Source organism: Fibrella rubiginis (assembly GCF_017353185.1).
GTDB classification, from domain to species: Bacteria; Bacteroidota; Bacteroidia; order Cytophagales; family Spirosomataceae; genus Fibrella; species Fibrella rubiginis.
This window is the reverse complement of the sequence record NZ_JAFMYV010000002.1, coordinates 440,284-458,254: the sequence shown is the minus strand read 5'-3', so window position 1 is coordinate 458,254 and position 17,971 is coordinate 440,284. Positions and strand designations below refer to the sequence as shown.

Sequence of the window (17,971 nt, the reverse complement as noted above, 5' to 3'; positions counted from 1 at the left end):
AGCTTACACCTCTTCTCCCTGCAACTGCTTGTCATACAGCTCCCTATACAAACCATTATGCGCCATTAGCTCGTCGTGGGTGCCTTTTTCGCGGATTTCGCCGTCGTCCAGTACGATGATTTGATCGGCGAGTTTGGCGGAGGAGACGCGGTGCGAAATGATGACCGAGGTGCGGTTTTCCATGATCCGCTTTAAGTTATTCAGGATAATGTTTTCCGTGTTCGTGTCCACCGCGCTTAGGCAATCGTCCAGCACCAGAATGCGTGGGTCGCGGGCAATGGCGCGAGCAATACTCAGGCGCTGCTTTTGCCCCCCAGACAATGTTATACCCCGCTCGCCAATGCGCGTGTCGAAGCCTTCGGGAAACTGACTGATGTTGTCGGCCAGATCGGCGTCGGCTACGGCGCGGAGTACGCGTTCCTGCGGCATGTTGGGCTGTCCGAAGCGCACGTTGTTGCTGATGCTGTCGGAAAACAGGAACACGTCCTGCGGCACGTAGCCCATCTGTCCGCGCAGCTTGCTCAGGTCATAATCCTTGATCGGCACATTGTCGATACGGATTTCGCCCGTCGAGGCATCGTACATCCGCATGATCAAATTGGCCAGCGTGCTTTTGCCGGACCCCGTCGTACCCAGAATCGCCACCGACTCGCCCGCCGCTACGTTCATGGAGAAATTTTTCAGCGCCACAATGCCGGTGTCGGGGTAGACGAAGCGGACGTTATGAAATGAAAGTGCCCCCTGTAGCTCACGGCGCAGGTTTTTGGTCGACACCAGCGGCGTTTTCACCGCCATAAATTCGTTGATCCGCTGCTGTGAGGCCGCCGCCCGCTGCGTCTGGCTCGTGGTCCAGCCCAGGGCCATCACGGGCCAGGTGAGCATGTTTACATACAGGATAAACTCGGTGATGTTGCCCGCAGTAAGTCGTCCGGCCAGCACCTCCTGCCCGCCCACGTAGACCACCAGCACGTTGCTGAGGCCAATGAGCAGTACGCTCAGGGGCTGCCACAGGGCATCGACGAGCGTGAGCCGTAACGATTTTTCCTGGTACGAATCGGCCTCATGAGCAAAGCTATTGACGGAATTTTGCTCCTGTACAAACGATTTCAGCACCCGAATACCCGAAAACGCTTCCTGTACATACGTGCTCATCCGCGACAACGCCCGCTGTATCTCTTCTGACCGTCGAATCACGATGTTCTCGACCAGATAGATACCCACCGACAGAACAGGCAGCGGTAGTAGTACATAGAGCGTTAACCGGGCGTTGATACTCACCATGTAGCTGATAACCAGCGCAAATAACACCAGCAGGTTCATGCCGTACATGATGCTTGGCCCTACATACATCCGCACCTTGCCTACATCTTCCGAGATACGGGCCATCAGATCGCCGGTGTTATGCTGTCGATAGAAGGCCAGCGGCAGGGTCTGGTAGTGGTCGTAGATGTCGTTTTTGAGGTCGTATTCAATATGCCGCGACATCACGATCAGCGTCTGGCGCACCAGAAACAGGAAGAACCCCTTTAGCAAGGCCAGCACCAAAATCAGCAGGCCATAGAGCAGTATGCTAAACGCAAATATATCGTAGAGCGTAGGCTGAAGGCTCGTGCTGTCGTAGAGGTAATAGATGTCGAGGGTTTCGCGGACCAGGTCGAGCGAATAGCGCACCAACTGGGCGGGGAAGATGCCAAAGAGATTGGATATAGCCGTGAACACAATACCCCAGATGAGGTACCATTTGTAGCGGGCCAGGTATTTATTGAGGTGCGAAAGGGCGCGTAACGTTTCCACAAAGACAAGTCGTTCTGTAGTGGCAACGCAGCCAGTGGGGGGGAGGGTTCAGGGTTAGTTTAAAGTTTAAGGTTCAAGGTTTAAAGTTGGCTGACGCGTCACTACGCTGGCATCAGCCAACTTTAAACCTTGAACCTTAAACTTTAAACTCCTCCTTATTCCCACAAAATGCCCGACGTGGCCAGGGCAGCGAACGTGACGAGGGCCATGCCGACGAAGCTCGTTGCCAGGACAAGGGCAAGAGCAGCCCAGCCCCGCCCCCGAAACTGGGCTTTGTTACGCCGGATCTTGGCCAGCGAACCGGCGGCTATTAACATCGACGCCAGCGGCAATGTAAGGCTGAGTACCCAAACCCAGGGAGCTACCGGAGCCAGCAAAAACAGGCCATAGGGCAACACGCTGCCGCCCAGCGCGTAGAAAACGCCCTTGGGTACGCGCCGTTTTGAGGGTAATTCGTCGGGAATGAGCTGGTTGGCAGTGTAGTTGGTTTGTGAGCCGGCCATTAGTTGACTGGTATATAACCAGGCCGGACGGCGGGGAACGGTTATGTCGGGGTTACCATGCCGAACGGGAACACCAGTTGATAGGGCCAAACTGGTAGTGATAGGTCTGGGGGCCGTCGTGCCATGAACGGTTTTGCGGGGCTGGAGGGCTGCTGTTGAGTAGTGCGGTTCTGCCGACTCGCTGGGCTGGGGAGCAGTAGACAGATGGACTGGTGCAGGTGCCAGGGTTACCTGGTCTGGTGGCGTCAGTAAGGAAGGCGTGTAGGCCGGTTGAGCGGGACTGAAGTAGGCAGGCTGAGCTACCCGGCAGCCACCCAGACATAGCAGCATGAAAGGCCCTAACCAGGCCAGAAAACGGTACGAGAGCATACGGAGGAGGTAGATTTAGGTCAAACGATACGGGGTTACAGTTGGGAAAACTACCCATTTAGGCGTATTTTTGCAAGACCAATTCAGTGTTCTTTTCCATATCGGTAGAATTAGTAGGATTTAAGCGGCATGTTAAGCAGACGACTCCTGCGTATTAAGGTCATGCAGACCCTTTATGCGCTACGGCAGGCCAATCAATCGACGAAACAGTTGGCCGTCGATGGCATCAATGATCAATTCCAGCCTGATCTCAATTCCATGCTGCCGCAGAACAGGCGGCAGCTGGAAGGTTACCGCAAACTGGCCGCGTTGCTCTTCGACGAGGCCGTGCGTACCAACGAACCCGCTCAGGATCAGGAGGTACCCAAATCTGTCATCGATGCCGTTAACGACGCCGTCACCTACTACCAAAACCGGTATCGGAAAGATCAGCAGTTTTTGTCCGGGCGGCTTATTGAAGCCGTTAAAGACATTTACAGCGACTACCTGCGAGTACTACAGTTGCTGGTTGAATTTGGCCACATGTCGCGCCTGGACCGCGAACGCCGCTTTCCTGATCCCGATGAGACGCCGTTTGTGTATGCCTCTGATCTGAGTCAAAACCGCATCATCGAGGCGCTGACGGCGCACCAGCCCCTACAGGTGGAAAATACCCGTCGGGGCATTTCCTGGACGGAAGACCTGACCTTTGTGCGGAAGACATACCGCGAGGTGCTGAAAACTGACGAAACGTTTATTGCCTATTGTGCTGCCCGGCAGCACACGCCCGACGAGGACCAGCAACTGGTGCAGCATTTGCTGCGGCAGTTGATTTTCAAACACGATACCGTCCGCGACCATCTGGCCGAAATTGACCTGGCCTGGACGGAAAACAGCGAAGTAGTGCGGGGCATGGCGATCCGGACGCTGAAATCGGTACAGGGACCGCAGGGATTGACGCTGGAACAACTCACCGAAGACTGGGAAGAGGACGAGCGGTTTCTGAACGAACTGTATCAAAACGCCCTAACGCGGGATGCTGAGGTAGAAAAATTGCTCGGCGAACAGCTTAACAACTGGGAGCTTGACCGGGTGGCTATTCTGGACCTGATCATCCTGAAACTCGCTGTTTGCGAAATGCTTACCTTCCCCAACATCCCTACGAAGGTGACCATCAACGAGTATATCGACATGGCAAAAGCATACAGCACACCCAAGAGCGGCACGTTTGTCAACGGAATTTTGGATAACTTGGCGACCCGATTGACTACCGAAGGCAAACTCCGCAAGAGTGGCCGGGGGTTATTGGACAATAAATGAACTGATTTACGATGTACGAATGACGAGCGGTCCGCCGCCGCGGTTACGATTGGTTGCGTACACAGACTGTAGCAACTTAGCCGTAAGCGATACATCGTATATCGTAATTCGTACATCGTAAATTTTTGCACATGAGCAGATCAAGTCGTGACCTCGCTTTTTTTCTGACCGGAATTGCCACAGGCACCATTCTGGGCTTACTCTACGCCCCCGAGAAGGGTCATGTAACCCGCGACCGGCTATCGTACCGCTTGTCGAAATACCGGGAGCAATTGCAACAACTCCTCAACGATATCCTGGAGTCAGCTGAGTTGCCGGAGAATTTTTCTAAAACGGAAGGGCAGCGTGTTGTTGACGACGCCCGTGAGAAAGCCGAGCGGTTGCTGGAAGATGTTGATCGGCTGATGGCGCAGATCAAGCAACAGGGTGCATAAACCATCAATCAGTCTATTTCCCGTGAAAACTACCTTGTATAGCCTTGCTGTTCTTCTGCTCGTATGGGTAGGCTCAGCCTGTTCAAACCGCCGCGATGCTCAGGGGCAACCCGTTGGCGAGGCCAATGCCATTGCAGGTAAGTCGGCTAAGATTACGTTCAAAGAAACGGGTGTGCATGATTTTGGTACCATCACCGAAGGCGATACGGTAGAGCATACCTACGCGTTTAGCAACACCGGCGAATTGCCTCTGGTCATCAACAATATCACGGCATCGTGCGGATGCACCACGCCCGACTGGCCCCGTGAGCCGGTTGCTCCCGGCGCTGCATCGACGGTGAAGGTGCGGTTCAACAGCAGGGGTAAAGAAGGTGAACAGCGCAAAACCGTTACGGTATACGCCAACACTAACCCCCCCACTACTGATATCTCGTTCAAAGTGCTGGTGAAACCGAAGGGGAAGTAAGTTCAATGGTCAAAGTCTAAAGTTTAATGTTGTAGATCGCTGACAGTGAGCGTATCAGGAAGACAATAACACGAGACTTCATGCTTTGAATCAGCAAACCTTAGTCTTTAAACTTTAAACTTTTATATGCACGTCGTTCTTGCACAGGCCATGGGCCAAAATGGTATGTTGACACTGCTGCTTTGGGGCGGAGTGTTGCTGGTGCTGTATTTTTTCATGATTCGGCCTCAACAGCAAAAAGCAAAGCAACAGAAAGACTTTGTAGCTAACCTTAAAAAGGGTGATGCCGTTGTGACTATTGGTGGCCTGTATGGCAAAATTACCAGCGTTGACGCCACAACCGTGACCCTCGACGTAGACCGTGGGGTAAAACTCACGTTCGATAAATCGTCGATAGCGCGGGAGGCCTCGGCCAAAGTTGATGCCGAAAAAGCGGCCTGATTTACGTCAGTTTTTGCCCCGAACTACGTCAATGCAACAAGAAGCTACCCCCTCGAAACCGGCCTTTCAGATGGGGAAATGGCTGGCCTGCCTGTTGGCAGCTGGCCTGTTTTGGGTTATGAACGCCCTCAACCGCGACGGGTATTCGCTGAACGTGAATTATCCCGTAAAATTTCAGTACAACGATTCGCTTTTTATCCCTACTACCGCATTGCCCCGCACGGTTCGCGTTAATGTGTCGGGCGATGGCTGGGGACTGTTACGGCTGTCATGGTTACCATTTCGCACCAGCCCGGTGCAGTATCCGGTAAATAACCCCCTGAAGGCATCCATTATTAATACGTCGGCTATGACGGCCGCGCTGGCTGAACAGGTGAAGAGTTTGAAGGTCAACTACGTAGTGGCCGACACACTGGAAATGGGCTTTGAGCGGCGTATGACAAAATCTATTCGGCTTATTCCCGATAGTACGCATATTGACCTGCTACCCCGGTTTGTGGTGTCGAGCGTAATTAATTTCACCCCAGCCACGCTGACGGTAGAAGGCCCCGAACGGTTGGTACGTGGGTTTGCTGATACACTAGTCGTGCGTATTCCCGGCCGTCGTATTGCCGACAATTATGACGAGGAACTGCCGCTGAACGCTTACAAGCATCCTCTGGTGAAACGTAGTCACGACAAAGTCTTCGTTAGTTTCGAAGTAGCCGAGTTGTTGTCACCAGTACCGAAAAAATAACCTTGGCTTATTTCGTGAATCGTGATTTGATTAGTCCTGATTTCTTGAGACTGACGAATAAGCCAAGGTTATTTTCGTACAGATCGCCTTTGTCGTAACCTACGGTGGTGTTCAGCACAGTGCCTCCCAGCCAGTTGAGCTGACTATACAAACCAATCATTCCAGAAAATTGAGCTGCCATCTGGTTGAAGGGGGCGTCGTAGATGCCTAAATTCTGGCTGTAGGAAAACTTGCCTGTGAACCCCATTCTCTTCGAAAATTGCCCCGACAAGCCTACATGGTATACCCGAACACGGTTGTTGTTGGTGAATTCATTGCCCGGATATCGGCTGGGTAGGTCAGTAGCCGGGGCAATGAACGGCGTACCAATCGTGCGGCCATAGCTCGACCAGCCATCGCGGTACTGGCCGTGGTTGAAATAGTTGTCACGACCCCGTTTGCTGGGATCTTCGTTGATGAACTCGCCCCCTCCCTGGCTGTAGGTGTTCAGGTATTCCAATACGGCCCGATTGAGCCGAAAGCCGCCCCGGTTTGGCCGGTTGTTGGTGAATCGTGTGCCATGGAGTCCGTCAGCTATATTGATAAGGTAGAACAGTGAGCCGTCTTCGTAGATACTTTGTCGATAGAAAAACACCGACACCGCTTTGCCCCTAAATTCCATGCCCAAATCGACCGTACCGAGGTGATTACCAATACGGTTTCCGGCATCAAAGGGGCTGTACTTGGTCGTGTCGATAAGGCGATCACCAAGGCTGCTCCCCAACACCACATCGATGTAGTCCTCGGAACTGGCAGGTAGCTGGCTGTTCCGAATAAATGAGCTGGGTAGTGATTCATTATTGCCACCCCACTGCACAGAATGATTCATGCCACCAATAAACCAAAACTTGCCTGTTGCACTGCCCAGCCGAAGATACAGTGCCTTTTGGTGAAGCATTGATCCTTTTACAAACCGATTGTATTCAAACCAGCCATGTGCGTAGAGTGCATTTACGTACAGCCAGCGGGTAAGTGGCACCCAGCCAACCGTATTGAGTTGAATTTTGAGGGGGGGCACGGCATTACCCGACCAGATATAGGAGCCTGTTGATAAGGAAGAGTCGGCAAGGCCAATAATTTCACGTCGTCGTCCACCCCAGGCTTCAATGCCCCGAATCCGCATTTTTACGTACGCCTCCGGAAGCACAAAAGCTACCATGTTGCTTGGCTTTGTCCGGTTTGCATTAAACCCATTGGCGTTGGCGGCCAGATCGAATCCCCATCCCCAGTCAACATGGCGGTGACTGGCGCGGAGGCTGTCGATGGCAGTTACGGGTGCACCGTGGTAGTCTACCCGGAGGCCTGTGCGCAACGTATAAACGTTTTCACCGCGTGGTACAATGCCATACTGATTGGCGCGAAGCCAGAACGGAATTTCGGCCCGGTCAGCAGAACCGGCCTGGGCTTTTCGCTGGCTATCCGTGAACTGAGGCGTTATATAACTGCCTAATTCAACCTGAAAAGTAAGCGGTTTTGTAGTTTGTCCATACGCTGCCAAACTACAGAAGACTAGAAGTGTAATTCGATACATCAAGGCTGATTATTAACGAGAGTAAATGGGGGGAACCAACAAAAAATGCGCTGAATCTAATGCGAAGGCTACAAAATCCAAGCCAGACGACCAAGTAATCTATCAAGCGCGACTACCTGGTATCTATTTACCGGTCAATAGTGATCGCTATTCGTTTTGGTCTATCTTCGGAACGCCACTAATATTGCCCTACCTTTGCCCGGAATAACAGATCAGTTACCGCGTTGGTTGATGTTTAATGGTGTCAAACGTCCCAACCGAATTAGTGCTATGGAAACAGTAAATAACCCCAATAACGACGAATTACTGCGGATCATCGATTTGCTCAATACTACCTATGAGGGCGAAGAAGCCTGGCACGGCCCCTCAGTGGCCGGAGCTATGCGCGACCTGACCCCCGATATGGTTGGCCGACGCCTTACGCCCAACGTGCATACCATTGCCGAACTTGTCTTTCACATGACGAGCTGGCGCATCTTCTGCGTGAAGAAAATGCAGGGAGACGGTGAATTTGATATTCTGACTCCGGAGAAGAACTTTGGTCAACTGCCCGAAAAAATTGACGATTTTGAGTGGGAGGCGCTACAGATGGAGTTGAGCCTGAGTCAGGAAGAACTCATTAATGAACTCGATAAACGCGACGATGATGAGTTCCTGGAAGACATCGTGCCGGGCCGTGACTACACGTATTATGACCTTCTGCATGGCATTATCAACCATGATACCTACCATACAGGACAAATACAGATTATGAAAAAAGCCCTGGCGTTTAGCCATGCCGGTACCAGCCGTTTCGCCGATGATGACGATGAATTTGGTGGTAAATTTGATCGTGAAGACTATTATTGATCAGTATTTGCGCTAAAAAGTCGTTTTATGCAATGACTTGACTATCAACAGGTTTACAGTGTTAGGTTTAGTCTATAGTTTTTGTTTTGTACGAGAAATAGCCTCCAGATAAAAGGCGGTAGCAGTGGGCAGGAAATCGGAAGGGATTCGGCAGGCTGCTACCGCTTTTATGTGAACAGTCAATCCATGAATTATTGGTTAGTTAAGACCGAGCCGGAAAAATATGGCTGGTCTCATTTCACGGCGCAGGGCCGGGCCGTATGGGACGGGGTCCGAAATTACCAGGCTCGTAACAACCTCGCGGCGATGCAACTGGGCGATCAGGTCCTGTTCTACCACAGCGTCTCAAACCCGGCCGTGGTAGGCGTGGCTACAGTGATGCGCGAGGCCTATGAAGACCCCACTGCCCCCGCCGAGCCCAACGGCAAACCAACACCCTGGTGTGTGGTGGAACTGGAACCAACCCTGGTTTTCACGCAGCCCGTGCCGTTGGCACAAATCAAAGCTGAACCGATGCTGGCCAACATGGGCCTGATTAAACAATCGCGGTTGTCGGTCATGCCTGTGAAGCCCGACGAGTTCGATCAGATTCTGGGCTGGGGAATGGGGGAAGCCAGGAAGGGTTGAGGTCCACCATCAAACATTAAGCGTCCAACACTAATCGCTGTCCCAATCATGGCGCTCCTTCAACCCATCCTTGATTTAGTCGACCTGCTGTACAAAAAAGGCATTCGTGATGTGGTGATCTCGCCTGGCTCACGCTCAGCGCCGCTTACCCTGGCGGTGGCACGGCATCCGGGTCTGACTGCCCGTGTGGTGCCCGATGAGCGGTCAGCGGGGTTTACGGCATTGGGCATGGCGCAGATGAGCGGGTTGCCTGTGGCTATTATCTGCACGTCGGGTACGGCAGTGTATAACCTGAGTCCTGCCGTGGCCGAGGCGTATTTCGCGGAAGTGCCACTGCTGCTGCTCACCGCCGACCGGCCTTTGGAGTGGCTCTACCAGCAGGACGGGCAGACGATTGCGCAGGATGGTCTTTTCGGGAAGCACGTTAAACGCAGCTACCAACTCCCCGCTGATTACACGCATGCCGATGCCCGCTGGTTTATAGAACGCACTGGTAACGAGGCTGTTAATCTCTGCGTTGCCTCGCCGCCGGGGCCGGTGCATATCAACGTACCGTTGCGTGAGCCGTTCTACCCAGCCCCTGACGAAACGTTTGTTTATCAGGCGGGTAGGGTAGTGGAGGCGCTGCCTGTAGAGCCGCAGCTTCCCACCGATGCCTGGCATGCGCTGCTGGATGAATGGGACGGTACCGAACGGAAACTGATTACTGTGGGTCAACTGCCTTATTCGCCTGAGCTGATGCGCGTACTTACCCAAATCAGTCAGGAGTTTCAGGTGCCGGTGGTGGGCGAAATTATCAGCAACCTGGGGCGTAACGAGCTGTTTATCAGTAGTTCAGATACGTTGTTGGCCCAAAAAGACACCGACCTGCTGGAACGCCTCCGCCCGGAGCTACTGATTACACTGGGCAATTCATTGCTGACGCGCAACCTGAAAACGTACCTCCGTGCCTATCCGCCCACACGACACTGGCACATCCGCCCCACCACCGCCCGGCTCATTGACCCGTTCCGGTCATTGACCACCCAGATACCAATGGCCCCGCTGCCATTTCTGACCAAACTGCTCGCCGACATTGATTATCAGCGGTTTAGGCAGGGTGACGACGACAGCGATGAAGAAAGCACGTACCTGACCACCTGGCAAACCGCCGACCGCGCCGCCCGCCGACTGATGGAAAGTCATTTGCGGGAAGCACCCTTCACCGACTGGTCGGCCACGCAGCGGGTGCTGGAGGCGCTGCCTGATGGATCGCACCTACACCTGGGCAACAGCATGCCTGTTCGGTATGCCAACCTGTGTGGTCTGGACGCCCGACAGCAGGTGCGTGTGTGGGCCAATCGGGGTACGAGCGGCATCGACGGCTGCATGAGCACCGCCGTGGGGGCGGCCCTGCGTACCCAGGCTGTGGTGACGCTGCTTATCGGCGACGTATCGTTTTTCTACGACCGCAACGCGCTCTGGCAACCAGACCTGCCCAAAAACCTGCGCGTGGTGCTGCTCAACAATGCCGCCGGACATATTTTCCGCATCATCGATGGCTCCTCATCCCAGCCCGAACTAGAAACCTATTTCGAAACCCCCCACGACCTGACCGCCCAGCGTACCGCCGCTGATCATCATTGCGATTATGAGGCTGTTGCTGACCAGGATGCACTTTCTGAGGCATTAAGCCGCTTTTATGCCCCGTCAGATTGCCCGCGTATCCTTGAAATCAAAACGGATAAATTCGTCAATGAGGCTGATTTCAAGGCATATAAAGGCAGAAAATAATGAGTCGGCGTTGTTGCCTGACCACTTAGTCCTCAATGGCCTCGATGCCAAGTTGCTTCAGTCGCTCAAGGTTCTCTTTCATGGCCCTGAGTTGTTCCGGGGCATGTCCCTGCCAATCTGTAACCTCACCAGAAACCCGAAGCGGATGCCGGGAACGGTATGACTTTGTTGGGTTTCCGGGAAACTTCTTGTCCGTCAGATTGGGATCGTCTTCAAACGGGCCGGTTGGCTCTACAACATAAATTCTGCCGGGGGATTCGCCCAGCGCCAATTCAGCCCCCCACACAGCGGCATCCAGGGTGGCGGTCAGGTAGACAAAGGATGCCTGCTTCTGCTTGCCGTAATTTGATTTAAAGCCGGGTTCAATTAAGTCGCCGGGCTTCAGATCAGCCTTAGTGCCATGATAAAACAGTTGAGAACTCCATTCGTGGGTGAAAGATGCTGGCTTTTCTTCACTTGGATTTGCTTTCATTGCTTCCGCTTGCTTTCAGTTTCGGTTAAAGAATAGCTATAGGCACGTTACCGGCAATTTGTCCTTAATAGGTCATTAACCTGTTCATCGCCAGCCTGTTGGCCTCGTTGCCAGGCGGCGCAGGCCGCTGGTTTATGACCCAGTGCCAGATGGGCTTTGCCTATGTAAGCATATAATTGATCGACCGACGAGTCGAGTTGTTCGGCCTGCTGGAAACTGGTTAGTGCTTTGGCAGCTTGTTTTCGACGGAGGTAATAAATACCCAGATTTCGGTGTGCCCAGGCGTTTTTGTTATTGGCCCGGAGGGCATCCTCAATCAGAGGGAGTGCATCAGCGTCGCGGTTGAGCATCAGGAGCAGATAACCTTTGTTGTTGCGGTAGTAGGGCTGGGTGGGTTGCTGGGCCAATGCCCGTTCTACAAACGGCAGTGCCTGCGCAAATTGGCCTGTCTGGGCCAGCAGCAGGGCCTGATTGTTTAGCGTCTCAGCCCGGTTGGGGTCAATAGCCAGCGCTTGTTTCAGATCGGCCTGGGCATCGGCATACCGTTTTTGGCCAAACGCCAGTGCCGCCCGGTTGGTGAGTGCTTCAGCATTTTTGGGGTCGAGCAAAATGGCTTTGTCAAAAGCCGATTGTGCCTGTCCGGCATTGTTCAGACCAGCATAGGCCTCGCCGAGGCGGGTTTGGTAGAACGTGGAGTCTTTATAGGTTTTGGCAATTTGCTGTAAATCGCGGAGCGCATCGGTGGGTTGTCCGGTAGCGAGAAACACGTCGGCGCGGTTGAGGTAAGCGGGTTCAAAGGCCGCGTCGACCTCAATTGCTTTGGTTAAGTCAGCCTGCGCTGCCTCCAGCTCGCCATTGCGGTAGTGGGCCAGCCCCCGGTTACTGTAGGCATCGGCAAAATTACCTTTTTTAGCAATGGCTTCGGTGTAATACCGGATGGCTTCTTTATACTCCCGTTTTTGCAACTGTACATTGCCTTTCAGAAAGAACTGCGCTGCCTCGCCGGTGCGGTCGGTGCAAGAAGTAATGTACAATGTACAATGTATAAGGTACAATGCTAAGAGCCTACCATACCGCCGCCTCACCTTCACTCCAATATGCTCTATGCTATTGAACCGGAGGCCATTGTACATTGTACATTGTGCATTATACATTCCTTTACTTTTCATCCCCTTATGCGCTATATAAAAGACCTTCCTCATCCACAGGTCAAAATCAGTCTGTACAGTTGGAACAGCAAATACATCGTAAAAATTGAGGCCGGTCCCTACGAACAGACCTATAAGATCGGTGAGTTCGACGTGACCGGCCCCGACGATGTAGAGAGCATGATCTCTGAATCATTTATGGCCTCTGTGCTAGCCCGCTTTGGCGAAATGGACCGGGACTGGAGCGGAGCGATGAGTAATGATGAGTGATGAATTTGCTCGTGCCTATACCCCCCGCCCTAAAGGGTGCCCGCTGGCGCATGAGCATAAGCTCTGGTAAAGCTATTGACGCGCCAGCGGGCACCCTTTAGGGCGGGGGGTATAGGCACGAGCAAACTCATCGCTCATCATTTAATGTACAGCCACTTATTATACAGCGCTTTCTGCTTCTCGCTTGCGTTGGCAAGAGGCTCGAGGCGGTAGCCGAGCAGAGGGCTTTCGGTGAGTTGTACGGTAAATTCGCGGGAGATGCCGCCCCGGTTCACGCTCATTTTCAGGCGTTCACCTGCCTTGCGACCTGCAAGCGTCTTTGTCAGGTCCTCTGTTAAAGTGGCCCCGTCTATAGCCAATACCTCATCGCCCACGTTGAGACCACCCAGTTCGGCAGCCGACCCCCGGCGCACGCTCGTGATCGTAGCCCGGTTAGTTGCGGGGTTGGTACGGGCGGTGGCACCCAGAAAACCACCCTGCTGCTGTCGTGCCTCCGGCGTCTCGGCGGCGTTGACCAGCCGCAGGCCAACGGGCTCAAAATAAGCATTGTAGTTCAGCGGCCCTGTACCGTTTACGCCATTGTCGAAGAAGTCGGCAAGCGGTTTACCCGCTATTTGCTCGGCGGCCTTGCGGAACTCGTCGTCGGTGAAACCACGCTGCTGCTTTTTGTAATACTCCTGATAGAGATACCGCAGTAGATCATCCATCGACCTTTTCCCGTCGGTGGCACCCAGAATGGCCAGGTTCAGCAACGACCCCAATACGGCTCCTTTCGAGTAATACGATACGGTGCTGTTGGCCGAATTCTCGTTGGGGCGGTAGTACTTGATCCACGCATCGAAGCTCGATTCGGCCGCCGACTGTACCCGGTTGCCCGGTGCATTTTCGATACCCGAAATATCGCCCGCTACCACGCGCAGGTACTCTTCCGGCGTATGAAAGCCCGCCCGGCGCAGAATGTAATCTTCGTAGAACGACGTGCAACCCTCTGATAGCCAGAGCATATGCGTGTAGTTCTCATTTTCGTAATCGAACGGTCCGAGCGCAATGGGACGAATGCGTTTCACGTTCCAGAGGTGGAAGTATTCATGGGCCACCAGCGTCAGAAAACCTTTGTAATTGGCTTCTGTAGCATAGGCTGCGCGGTTGGTTTGCAGGGTCGTGGAGTTCAGGTGTTCCAGCCCACCGCCACCCTGATTGGTGTGGTGCACGATGAAGGTGTAATCGGTGCAGGGATGTTCGCCAACCACGCTGGCCGCGGTTTCGCAAACACGCTTGTAGTCGGCGGCGAGTTTGGCGGCATCATACTGCACGTTGCCGTACATGGCTACCGTGTGCGGAATAGCCTGCCCTAGGTTAGCGGGGTTGCTGGCTGTAAACGAAATGATGTCGTGGTTGCCAATCTCCATCGGCGAGTCGACCAGGATATCGTAGTTGGGTGCTTCGAAGGTGAACTCACTGCTGGCCACGGGTTTCAGGCCCGTGGCCACCTTTTTCCAGCCGGTAAACGGCACCACCTGTACCTGCAACGGGTTATTTTTCAGGGCGTTGCTGTACAAAAAAATGCTGGCCCCGTTGAGGTAGCCGTGGGTATCGTCGAGGAAGCTGTTGCGCACCGAAAATTCAAACGAATAAACGCGGTACCGCACCGTCACATCATCGGCTTTGGTGTAGATCCGCCAGGTGTTCTTGCTCACTTTTTCCGACCGCACGGGCTGCGTACCGGCCAGGGCGGTGAACCCCTCCACATTTTTAGCGTATTCCCGAATGAGATAGGAGCCGGGTGTCCAGACGGGCATTTTCAAATCGAAGTAGCCGTCTTTGCTCGCGTTGGTAGCTTTCGCCGCGTTTTGCAAGCGCATTTCCACTTCAAAGTAATGGGTTTGTGGCTGTGGCATCGAGAGCACGTACCGAATCTGGGCGGCAGGAGCGGGCACCGGATCGTCGGCATGGGGGGCCGGGTAGGAGCGTGGTGCTGCCTTAAGCGGGTGAATGGGGCCACTAAATAGGGTTAGAAGCGTACAGGCTAAAAGGCCGGCGGCCAGGAGTTTTTTCATACGGAAAGAGCACTACATTCGTTGATTGGGTAAGTTTACCGGGCCAAAACAGCCATTTTATGGCCGTTTTGAGTTTGCGAAACTACAATGCTTTCTACCCTTACACAACCGTTCACCGGTTCTATGCAACTACCGTCACATCGTTTTTGGGGTGCACTATGCGTGGTTCTGGCATCGCTGCTAGCCCTGCCGGCCACTGCCCAGCGCACCCTATCCTATACCGAACCCGAGCTGTACTATCGCAATGGCCTGGAACTGTTCGGAAAGACCAATTATGCCGCTGCTCGCGCTGAGTTTCAGCGGTACCTAGCCCAGCGTCGACCACTGCTTAATGCCACGGGCACGCCCGCTGCCGGGTCACCTGCCGCCGATCCTAACGCCATTTCGGCTGAATACTACATTGCCCTGTCCAGCCTGTATGCCAACGATCCGGGGGCTGAAGCGCTGGTCGATCGCTTTGTGCGCAACCACAGCGAAAACCCCAAAGCCGGGCAGCTTTACGGCGATCTGGGTACGTATTACATCGGTCAGCAAGACTATACCAACGCCATTACCTACCTGGAAAAGGCGGTGAACGGATCAAATTCGGGGGCACGGCAGCGGTCGTTGCAGTACCAGCTGGCCCTGGCCTACTATAATACGCAGGACCTGCCCCGTGCGCTGCCCCTGTTCAATCAGGTAAAGACCGACCCAAATTTCCCCGACGCGTCGGCAGCATCGTACTATGCCGGGGTGATCCTGTTTCGTAATGGCAACTACGCCGAAGCCGTGAACGACTTCCGGCGTATCCAGAATGATCCAACCTACAAGAACGAAGTACCCAACTGGATTGCGCAGGCTCTCTATAAACAGGGGCGCTACGACGAGTTAACGGCCTATACCGAACCACTGCTGGCACGGTCACCGGGCAACACTCTGGCCGAGGTGAGTTTGTTTACGGCCGAGGTCTACTACCGGCAAGGGCAATATGACCGGGCTATTCCGGCTTATAAACGCTACATAGCAGCCAAGGGCACGGCTGTTCCAGCGGCTGTTCGTTACCGCTACGGGCAATCGCTCTATAAAACGGGCAATTATGCCGAAGCCATCAACCAGCTCAAAGGCCCGGCAGGAGGGAAGGATACCACCGCGCAGTATGCCGCCTATACGCTGGGAATCAGCTATTTACAGACCGACAACCCAGCCTACGCGCTGACGGCATTTGATCAGGCGGGGCGGTTGTCGTTTAATCCCTCCATTCAGGAAGAGGCCCGTTTCACCCATGCCAAGCTACAGCTCGATCAGCAGCGCGGGGCCGATGCTATCAACGAACTGAACGATTTCCTGAAAAAATACCCCGACAGCAAGTTTGAGAACGAAGCCAACGAACTACTGGGCGAGGGCTATCTGGCCTCGAACAACTACCCGGTAGCTATTGCGTATCTGGAAAAACTTAAACGCCGTACTCCCCGCATCAATGCCACCTACCAACGGCTGACCTTCAACCAGGCGGTGGCCGATTTCAACGCCGAACGGTATGATGCGGCTCTGGTGAACCTGAATAAGGCCATTGCCACCCCCGCCGATGATAATGTAAAGGCCGACGCCACGTTCTGGAAAGCCGAGGCGCTATCAGCACAGAAAAAATTCACCGAAGCCATACCGCTTTATGCTGCCATCAAATCGGGCACCTACGCCAGCAGGGCGCAGTATGGGCTGGGCTATGCGTACTATAACCAAAAAGACTACGCCAAAGCATTGACTTATTTCCGGGCCTTCACCAGGTCGAATCCCGACGATGCCGTGTTGCTGGGTGATGCGCTGATCCGCACCGCCGACTGTTTGCTGGCAACCAAGCAGTATACCGAAGCGGTGCAGGCCTACGACCGCGCCATTGAAACCGGCCGTGCCGACGCCGACTACGCAACCTACCAGAAGGCCATTATTTTCACCTACGTAGGGCGTGATGCCGAAGCCCGCACTCTGTTTGATCAGGTGCAAAAGAACCCCAACTCGCGCTACGCCGACGATGCCCTGTTCCAAACGGCCAACGTCGACTTCGAGAAAGGAAATTTCGGTGGTGCTGTGAATGGATTCTCGCGGTTAATCAGCACGAAGCCAAGCAGTTATCTTATTCCGGCTGCGCTGTTGAAGCGGGCCGTAGCCTACAGTAACCAACAGCAGTACGACCCCGCCGTAGCCGATTACAAGCGTATCCTGTCTGACTATGGCAACACGCCCCAGGCGCAAAGTGCGCTGCTTGGCTTACAAAACGTGCTCGACGACGCCGGTCGGGCCGAAGAATTTTCCGGTGCCCTGGGCGACTATAAAAAGAAAAACCCCGGTAGCACCGACACCGAGAAAGCTGAACTGGAAAATGCCAAGTCGCTGTATTTCGCGGGTAAATACCCGCAGGCCATCACGGCTTTCAAGGCCTTTGTGCAGGAATACCCCAACAGTGCCAATGGGGCCGAGGCGCGGTACTATGGTGCTGACTCCTACGCCAAAACCGGCGACGTAGCGAGTGCGCTGAAACTCTATAACCAGCTGGTGCAGTCGGGGCAGACCGATTTTGCCACGAAAGCAGCATCGCGTGCGGCTGAGCTGGAGCGGAAAGGGCAGAACTACGCCAACGCCGTCAGGAATTACCGCTTTGTGCTGAGCCGCGCCAATGACCGTACTGATCAGGTAAATGCCCAACTGGGTTTGATGGACACGTACCTGGTCTACAAAATTGACTCGGCAGCGGTGTATGCCCGTGAACTGGTGAATGGCGGTAACGTGGTGCCGGGTGCACAAAACCGCGCGCAACTGGTGCTGGGTAAGGTAGCCCTGGCCAAAGCTGACTATAAAACGGCCATTGCCGATTTTGAAAAGACGGTAGCTCTGGCGAAAGACGTGAGTGGTGCCGAAGCCAATTACCTGATTGGCGACGCGCAATACCGGCAGAAAAAATACAAGGAGTCGATTGCCACCCTGCTGAAGTTCAACCAGGTGTTCGACGGTTTCGATTACTGGAAAGGCAAGGCCTTTTTGCTCGTTGCTGACAATAACATTGCCTTGGGTGAAACGGCGCAGGCCCGTGCCGTTCTGAGTTCGATCATCGACAATGCCGCTGATGCGGAGATTGTGGCCGAAGCCAAAAAGAAGCGTGATTCCCTTGGCGAACCTAAATAATGACCCT

At 53.9% G+C, this 17,971-nt stretch carries 16 protein-coding genes; 10 read left to right on the top strand and 6 right to left on the bottom strand.

Annotated features, from left to right (window positions below; genetic code table 11):
• Nucleotides 1–3: 3 nt before the first annotated feature.
• Together J2I47_RS05450 and J2I47_RS05445 are read right to left on the bottom strand one after the other, a co-directional pair.
• A complete protein-coding gene (locus J2I47_RS05450) occupies nucleotides 4–1,794 on the bottom strand; it encodes an ABC transporter ATP-binding protein (protein ID WP_207363535.1) in 1,791 nt (596 codons plus the stop codon).
• A 155-nt stretch (nucleotides 1,795–1,949) separates the two neighbouring features.
• Nucleotides 1,950–2,666 carry a hypothetical protein gene (locus J2I47_RS05445; RefSeq protein ID WP_207363534.1) on the bottom strand — a complete coding sequence of 239 codons (717 nt, stop codon included), beginning with the start codon at nucleotides 2,664–2,666 and terminating at the stop codon, nucleotides 1,950–1,952.
• 162 nt (nucleotides 2,667–2,828) lie between these two features.
• Here J2I47_RS05445 and nusB point away from each other — a divergent pair, with 162 nt between their 5' ends.
• The 5 genes from nusB to J2I47_RS05420 all read left to right on the top strand — a co-directional run bounded on the left by nusB (nucleotide 2,829) and on the right by J2I47_RS05420 (nucleotide 6,042).
• A complete protein-coding gene (nusB, locus tag J2I47_RS05440) occupies nucleotides 2,829–3,965 on the top strand; it encodes a transcription antitermination factor NusB (RefSeq protein WP_207363533.1) in 1,137 nt (378 codons plus the stop codon).
• A 131-nt stretch (nucleotides 3,966–4,096) separates the two neighbouring features.
• On the top strand, nucleotides 4,097–4,399 hold the full coding sequence (locus J2I47_RS05435; protein WP_207363532.1) for a YtxH domain-containing protein: 303 nt from the start codon (nucleotides 4,097–4,099) through the stop codon (nucleotides 4,397–4,399).
• A 22-nt stretch (nucleotides 4,400–4,421) separates the two neighbouring features.
• Entirely contained in the window at nucleotides 4,422–4,865 is a 444-nt protein-coding gene (locus J2I47_RS05430) for a DUF1573 domain-containing protein (RefSeq protein WP_310587629.1), read from the top strand.
• 126 nt (nucleotides 4,866–4,991) lie between these two features.
• A complete protein-coding gene (gene yajC / locus J2I47_RS05425; protein ID WP_207363531.1) occupies nucleotides 4,992–5,306 on the top strand; it encodes a preprotein translocase subunit YajC in 315 nt (104 codons plus the stop codon).
• Nucleotides 5,307–5,337: 31 nt separating this feature from the next.
• Nucleotides 5,338–6,042: a YbbR-like domain-containing protein gene (locus J2I47_RS05420; protein ID WP_207363530.1), complete on the top strand. Its 705-nt coding sequence runs from the start codon at nucleotides 5,338–5,340 to the stop codon at nucleotides 6,040–6,042.
• Between the two features lie 7 nt (nucleotides 6,043–6,049).
• Here J2I47_RS05420 and J2I47_RS05415 read toward each other — a convergent pair whose 3' ends face one another.
• A complete protein-coding gene (locus J2I47_RS05415; protein ID WP_229374304.1) occupies nucleotides 6,050–7,579 on the bottom strand; it encodes a capsule assembly Wzi family protein in 1,530 nt (509 codons plus the stop codon).
• Between the two features lie 303 nt (nucleotides 7,580–7,882).
• On the opposite strand from J2I47_RS05415, the gene J2I47_RS05410 reads away from it, so the two are divergent.
• The 3 genes from J2I47_RS05410 (at nucleotide 7,883) to menD (ending at nucleotide 10,861) form a co-directional block, all read left to right on the top strand.
• Complete coding sequence (locus J2I47_RS05410; protein WP_207363528.1) at nucleotides 7,883–8,461, top strand: DinB family protein; 579 nt, start codon at nucleotides 7,883–7,885, stop codon at nucleotides 8,459–8,461.
• A gap of 186 nt (nucleotides 8,462–8,647) precedes the next feature.
• Nucleotides 8,648–9,088, top strand: coding sequence for an EVE domain-containing protein (locus J2I47_RS05405; RefSeq protein ID WP_207363527.1), 441 nt, complete (start codon nucleotides 8,648–8,650; stop codon nucleotides 9,086–9,088).
• Between the two features lie 48 nt (nucleotides 9,089–9,136).
• Nucleotides 9,137–10,861, top strand: a complete 1,725-nt coding sequence (gene menD, locus J2I47_RS05400) for a 2-succinyl-5-enolpyruvyl-6-hydroxy-3-cyclohexene-1-carboxylic-acid synthase (protein WP_207363526.1) — start codon at nucleotides 9,137–9,139, stop codon at nucleotides 10,859–10,861.
• A 25-nt stretch (nucleotides 10,862–10,886) separates the two neighbouring features.
• Here menD and arr read toward each other — a convergent pair whose 3' ends face one another.
• Together arr and J2I47_RS05390 are read right to left on the bottom strand one after the other, a co-directional pair.
• Nucleotides 10,887–11,333 (bottom strand): NAD(+)--rifampin ADP-ribosyltransferase, encoded by a 447-nt coding sequence (arr, locus tag J2I47_RS05395; RefSeq protein ID WP_207363525.1) that lies wholly within the window; start codon nucleotides 11,331–11,333, stop codon nucleotides 10,887–10,889.
• A gap of 47 nt (nucleotides 11,334–11,380) precedes the next feature.
• Complete coding sequence (locus J2I47_RS05390; protein ID WP_229374302.1) at nucleotides 11,381–12,367, bottom strand: tetratricopeptide repeat protein; 987 nt, start codon at nucleotides 12,365–12,367, stop codon at nucleotides 11,381–11,383.
• A 141-nt stretch (nucleotides 12,368–12,508) separates the two neighbouring features.
• On the opposite strand from J2I47_RS05390, the gene J2I47_RS05385 reads away from it, so the two are divergent.
• Complete coding sequence (locus tag J2I47_RS05385) at nucleotides 12,509–12,751, top strand: hypothetical protein (RefSeq protein WP_207363523.1); 243 nt, start codon at nucleotides 12,509–12,511, stop codon at nucleotides 12,749–12,751.
• A 137-nt stretch (nucleotides 12,752–12,888) separates the two neighbouring features.
• Here J2I47_RS05385 and J2I47_RS05380 read toward each other — a convergent pair whose 3' ends face one another.
• Nucleotides 12,889–14,808, bottom strand: a complete 1,920-nt coding sequence (locus tag J2I47_RS05380) for a M61 family metallopeptidase (protein ID WP_262899001.1) — start codon at nucleotides 14,806–14,808, stop codon at nucleotides 12,889–12,891.
• Between the two features lie 123 nt (nucleotides 14,809–14,931).
• On the opposite strand from J2I47_RS05380, the gene J2I47_RS05375 reads away from it, so the two are divergent.
• Nucleotides 14,932–17,964: a tetratricopeptide repeat protein gene (locus J2I47_RS05375; protein WP_207363522.1), complete on the top strand. Its 3,033-nt coding sequence runs from the start codon at nucleotides 14,932–14,934 to the stop codon at nucleotides 17,962–17,964.
• The last annotated feature ends 7 nt before the right edge of the window (nucleotides 17,965–17,971 follow it).

Excerpts from the sequence above, each read along its gene's own strand:
- J2I47_RS05445 (WP_207363534.1), bottom strand. The coding sequence starts at position 2,666 with ATGCTCTCGTACCGTTTTCTGGCCTGGTTAGGGCCTTTCATGCTGCTA.
- nusB (WP_207363533.1), top strand. The coding sequence starts at position 2,829 with ATGCAGACCCTTTATGCGCTACGGCAGGCCAATCAATCGACGAAACAG.
- J2I47_RS05435 (WP_207363532.1), top strand. The coding sequence starts at position 4,097 with ATGAGCAGATCAAGTCGTGACCTCGCTTTTTTTCTGACCGGAATTGCC.
- yajC (WP_207363531.1), top strand. The coding sequence starts at position 4,992 with ATGCACGTCGTTCTTGCACAGGCCATGGGCCAAAATGGTATGTTGACA.
- J2I47_RS05420 (WP_207363530.1), top strand. The coding sequence starts at position 5,338 with ATGCAACAAGAAGCTACCCCCTCGAAACCGGCCTTTCAGATGGGGAAA.
- J2I47_RS05410 (WP_207363528.1), top strand. The coding sequence starts at position 7,883 with ATGGAAACAGTAAATAACCCCAATAACGACGAATTACTGCGGATCATC.
- J2I47_RS05405 (WP_207363527.1), top strand. The coding sequence starts at position 8,648 with ATGAATTATTGGTTAGTTAAGACCGAGCCGGAAAAATATGGCTGGTCT.
- menD (WP_207363526.1), top strand. The coding sequence starts at position 9,137 with ATGGCGCTCCTTCAACCCATCCTTGATTTAGTCGACCTGCTGTACAAA.
- arr (WP_207363525.1), bottom strand. The coding sequence starts at position 11,333 with ATGAAAGCAAATCCAAGTGAAGAAAAGCCAGCATCTTTCACCCACGAA.
- J2I47_RS05385 (WP_207363523.1), top strand. The coding sequence starts at position 12,509 with ATGCGCTATATAAAAGACCTTCCTCATCCACAGGTCAAAATCAGTCTG.
- J2I47_RS05380 (WP_262899001.1), bottom strand. The coding sequence starts at position 14,808 with ATGAAAAAACTCCTGGCCGCCGGCCTTTTAGCCTGTACGCTTCTAACC.
- J2I47_RS05375 (WP_207363522.1), top strand. The coding sequence starts at position 14,932 with ATGCAACTACCGTCACATCGTTTTTGGGGTGCACTATGCGTGGTTCTG.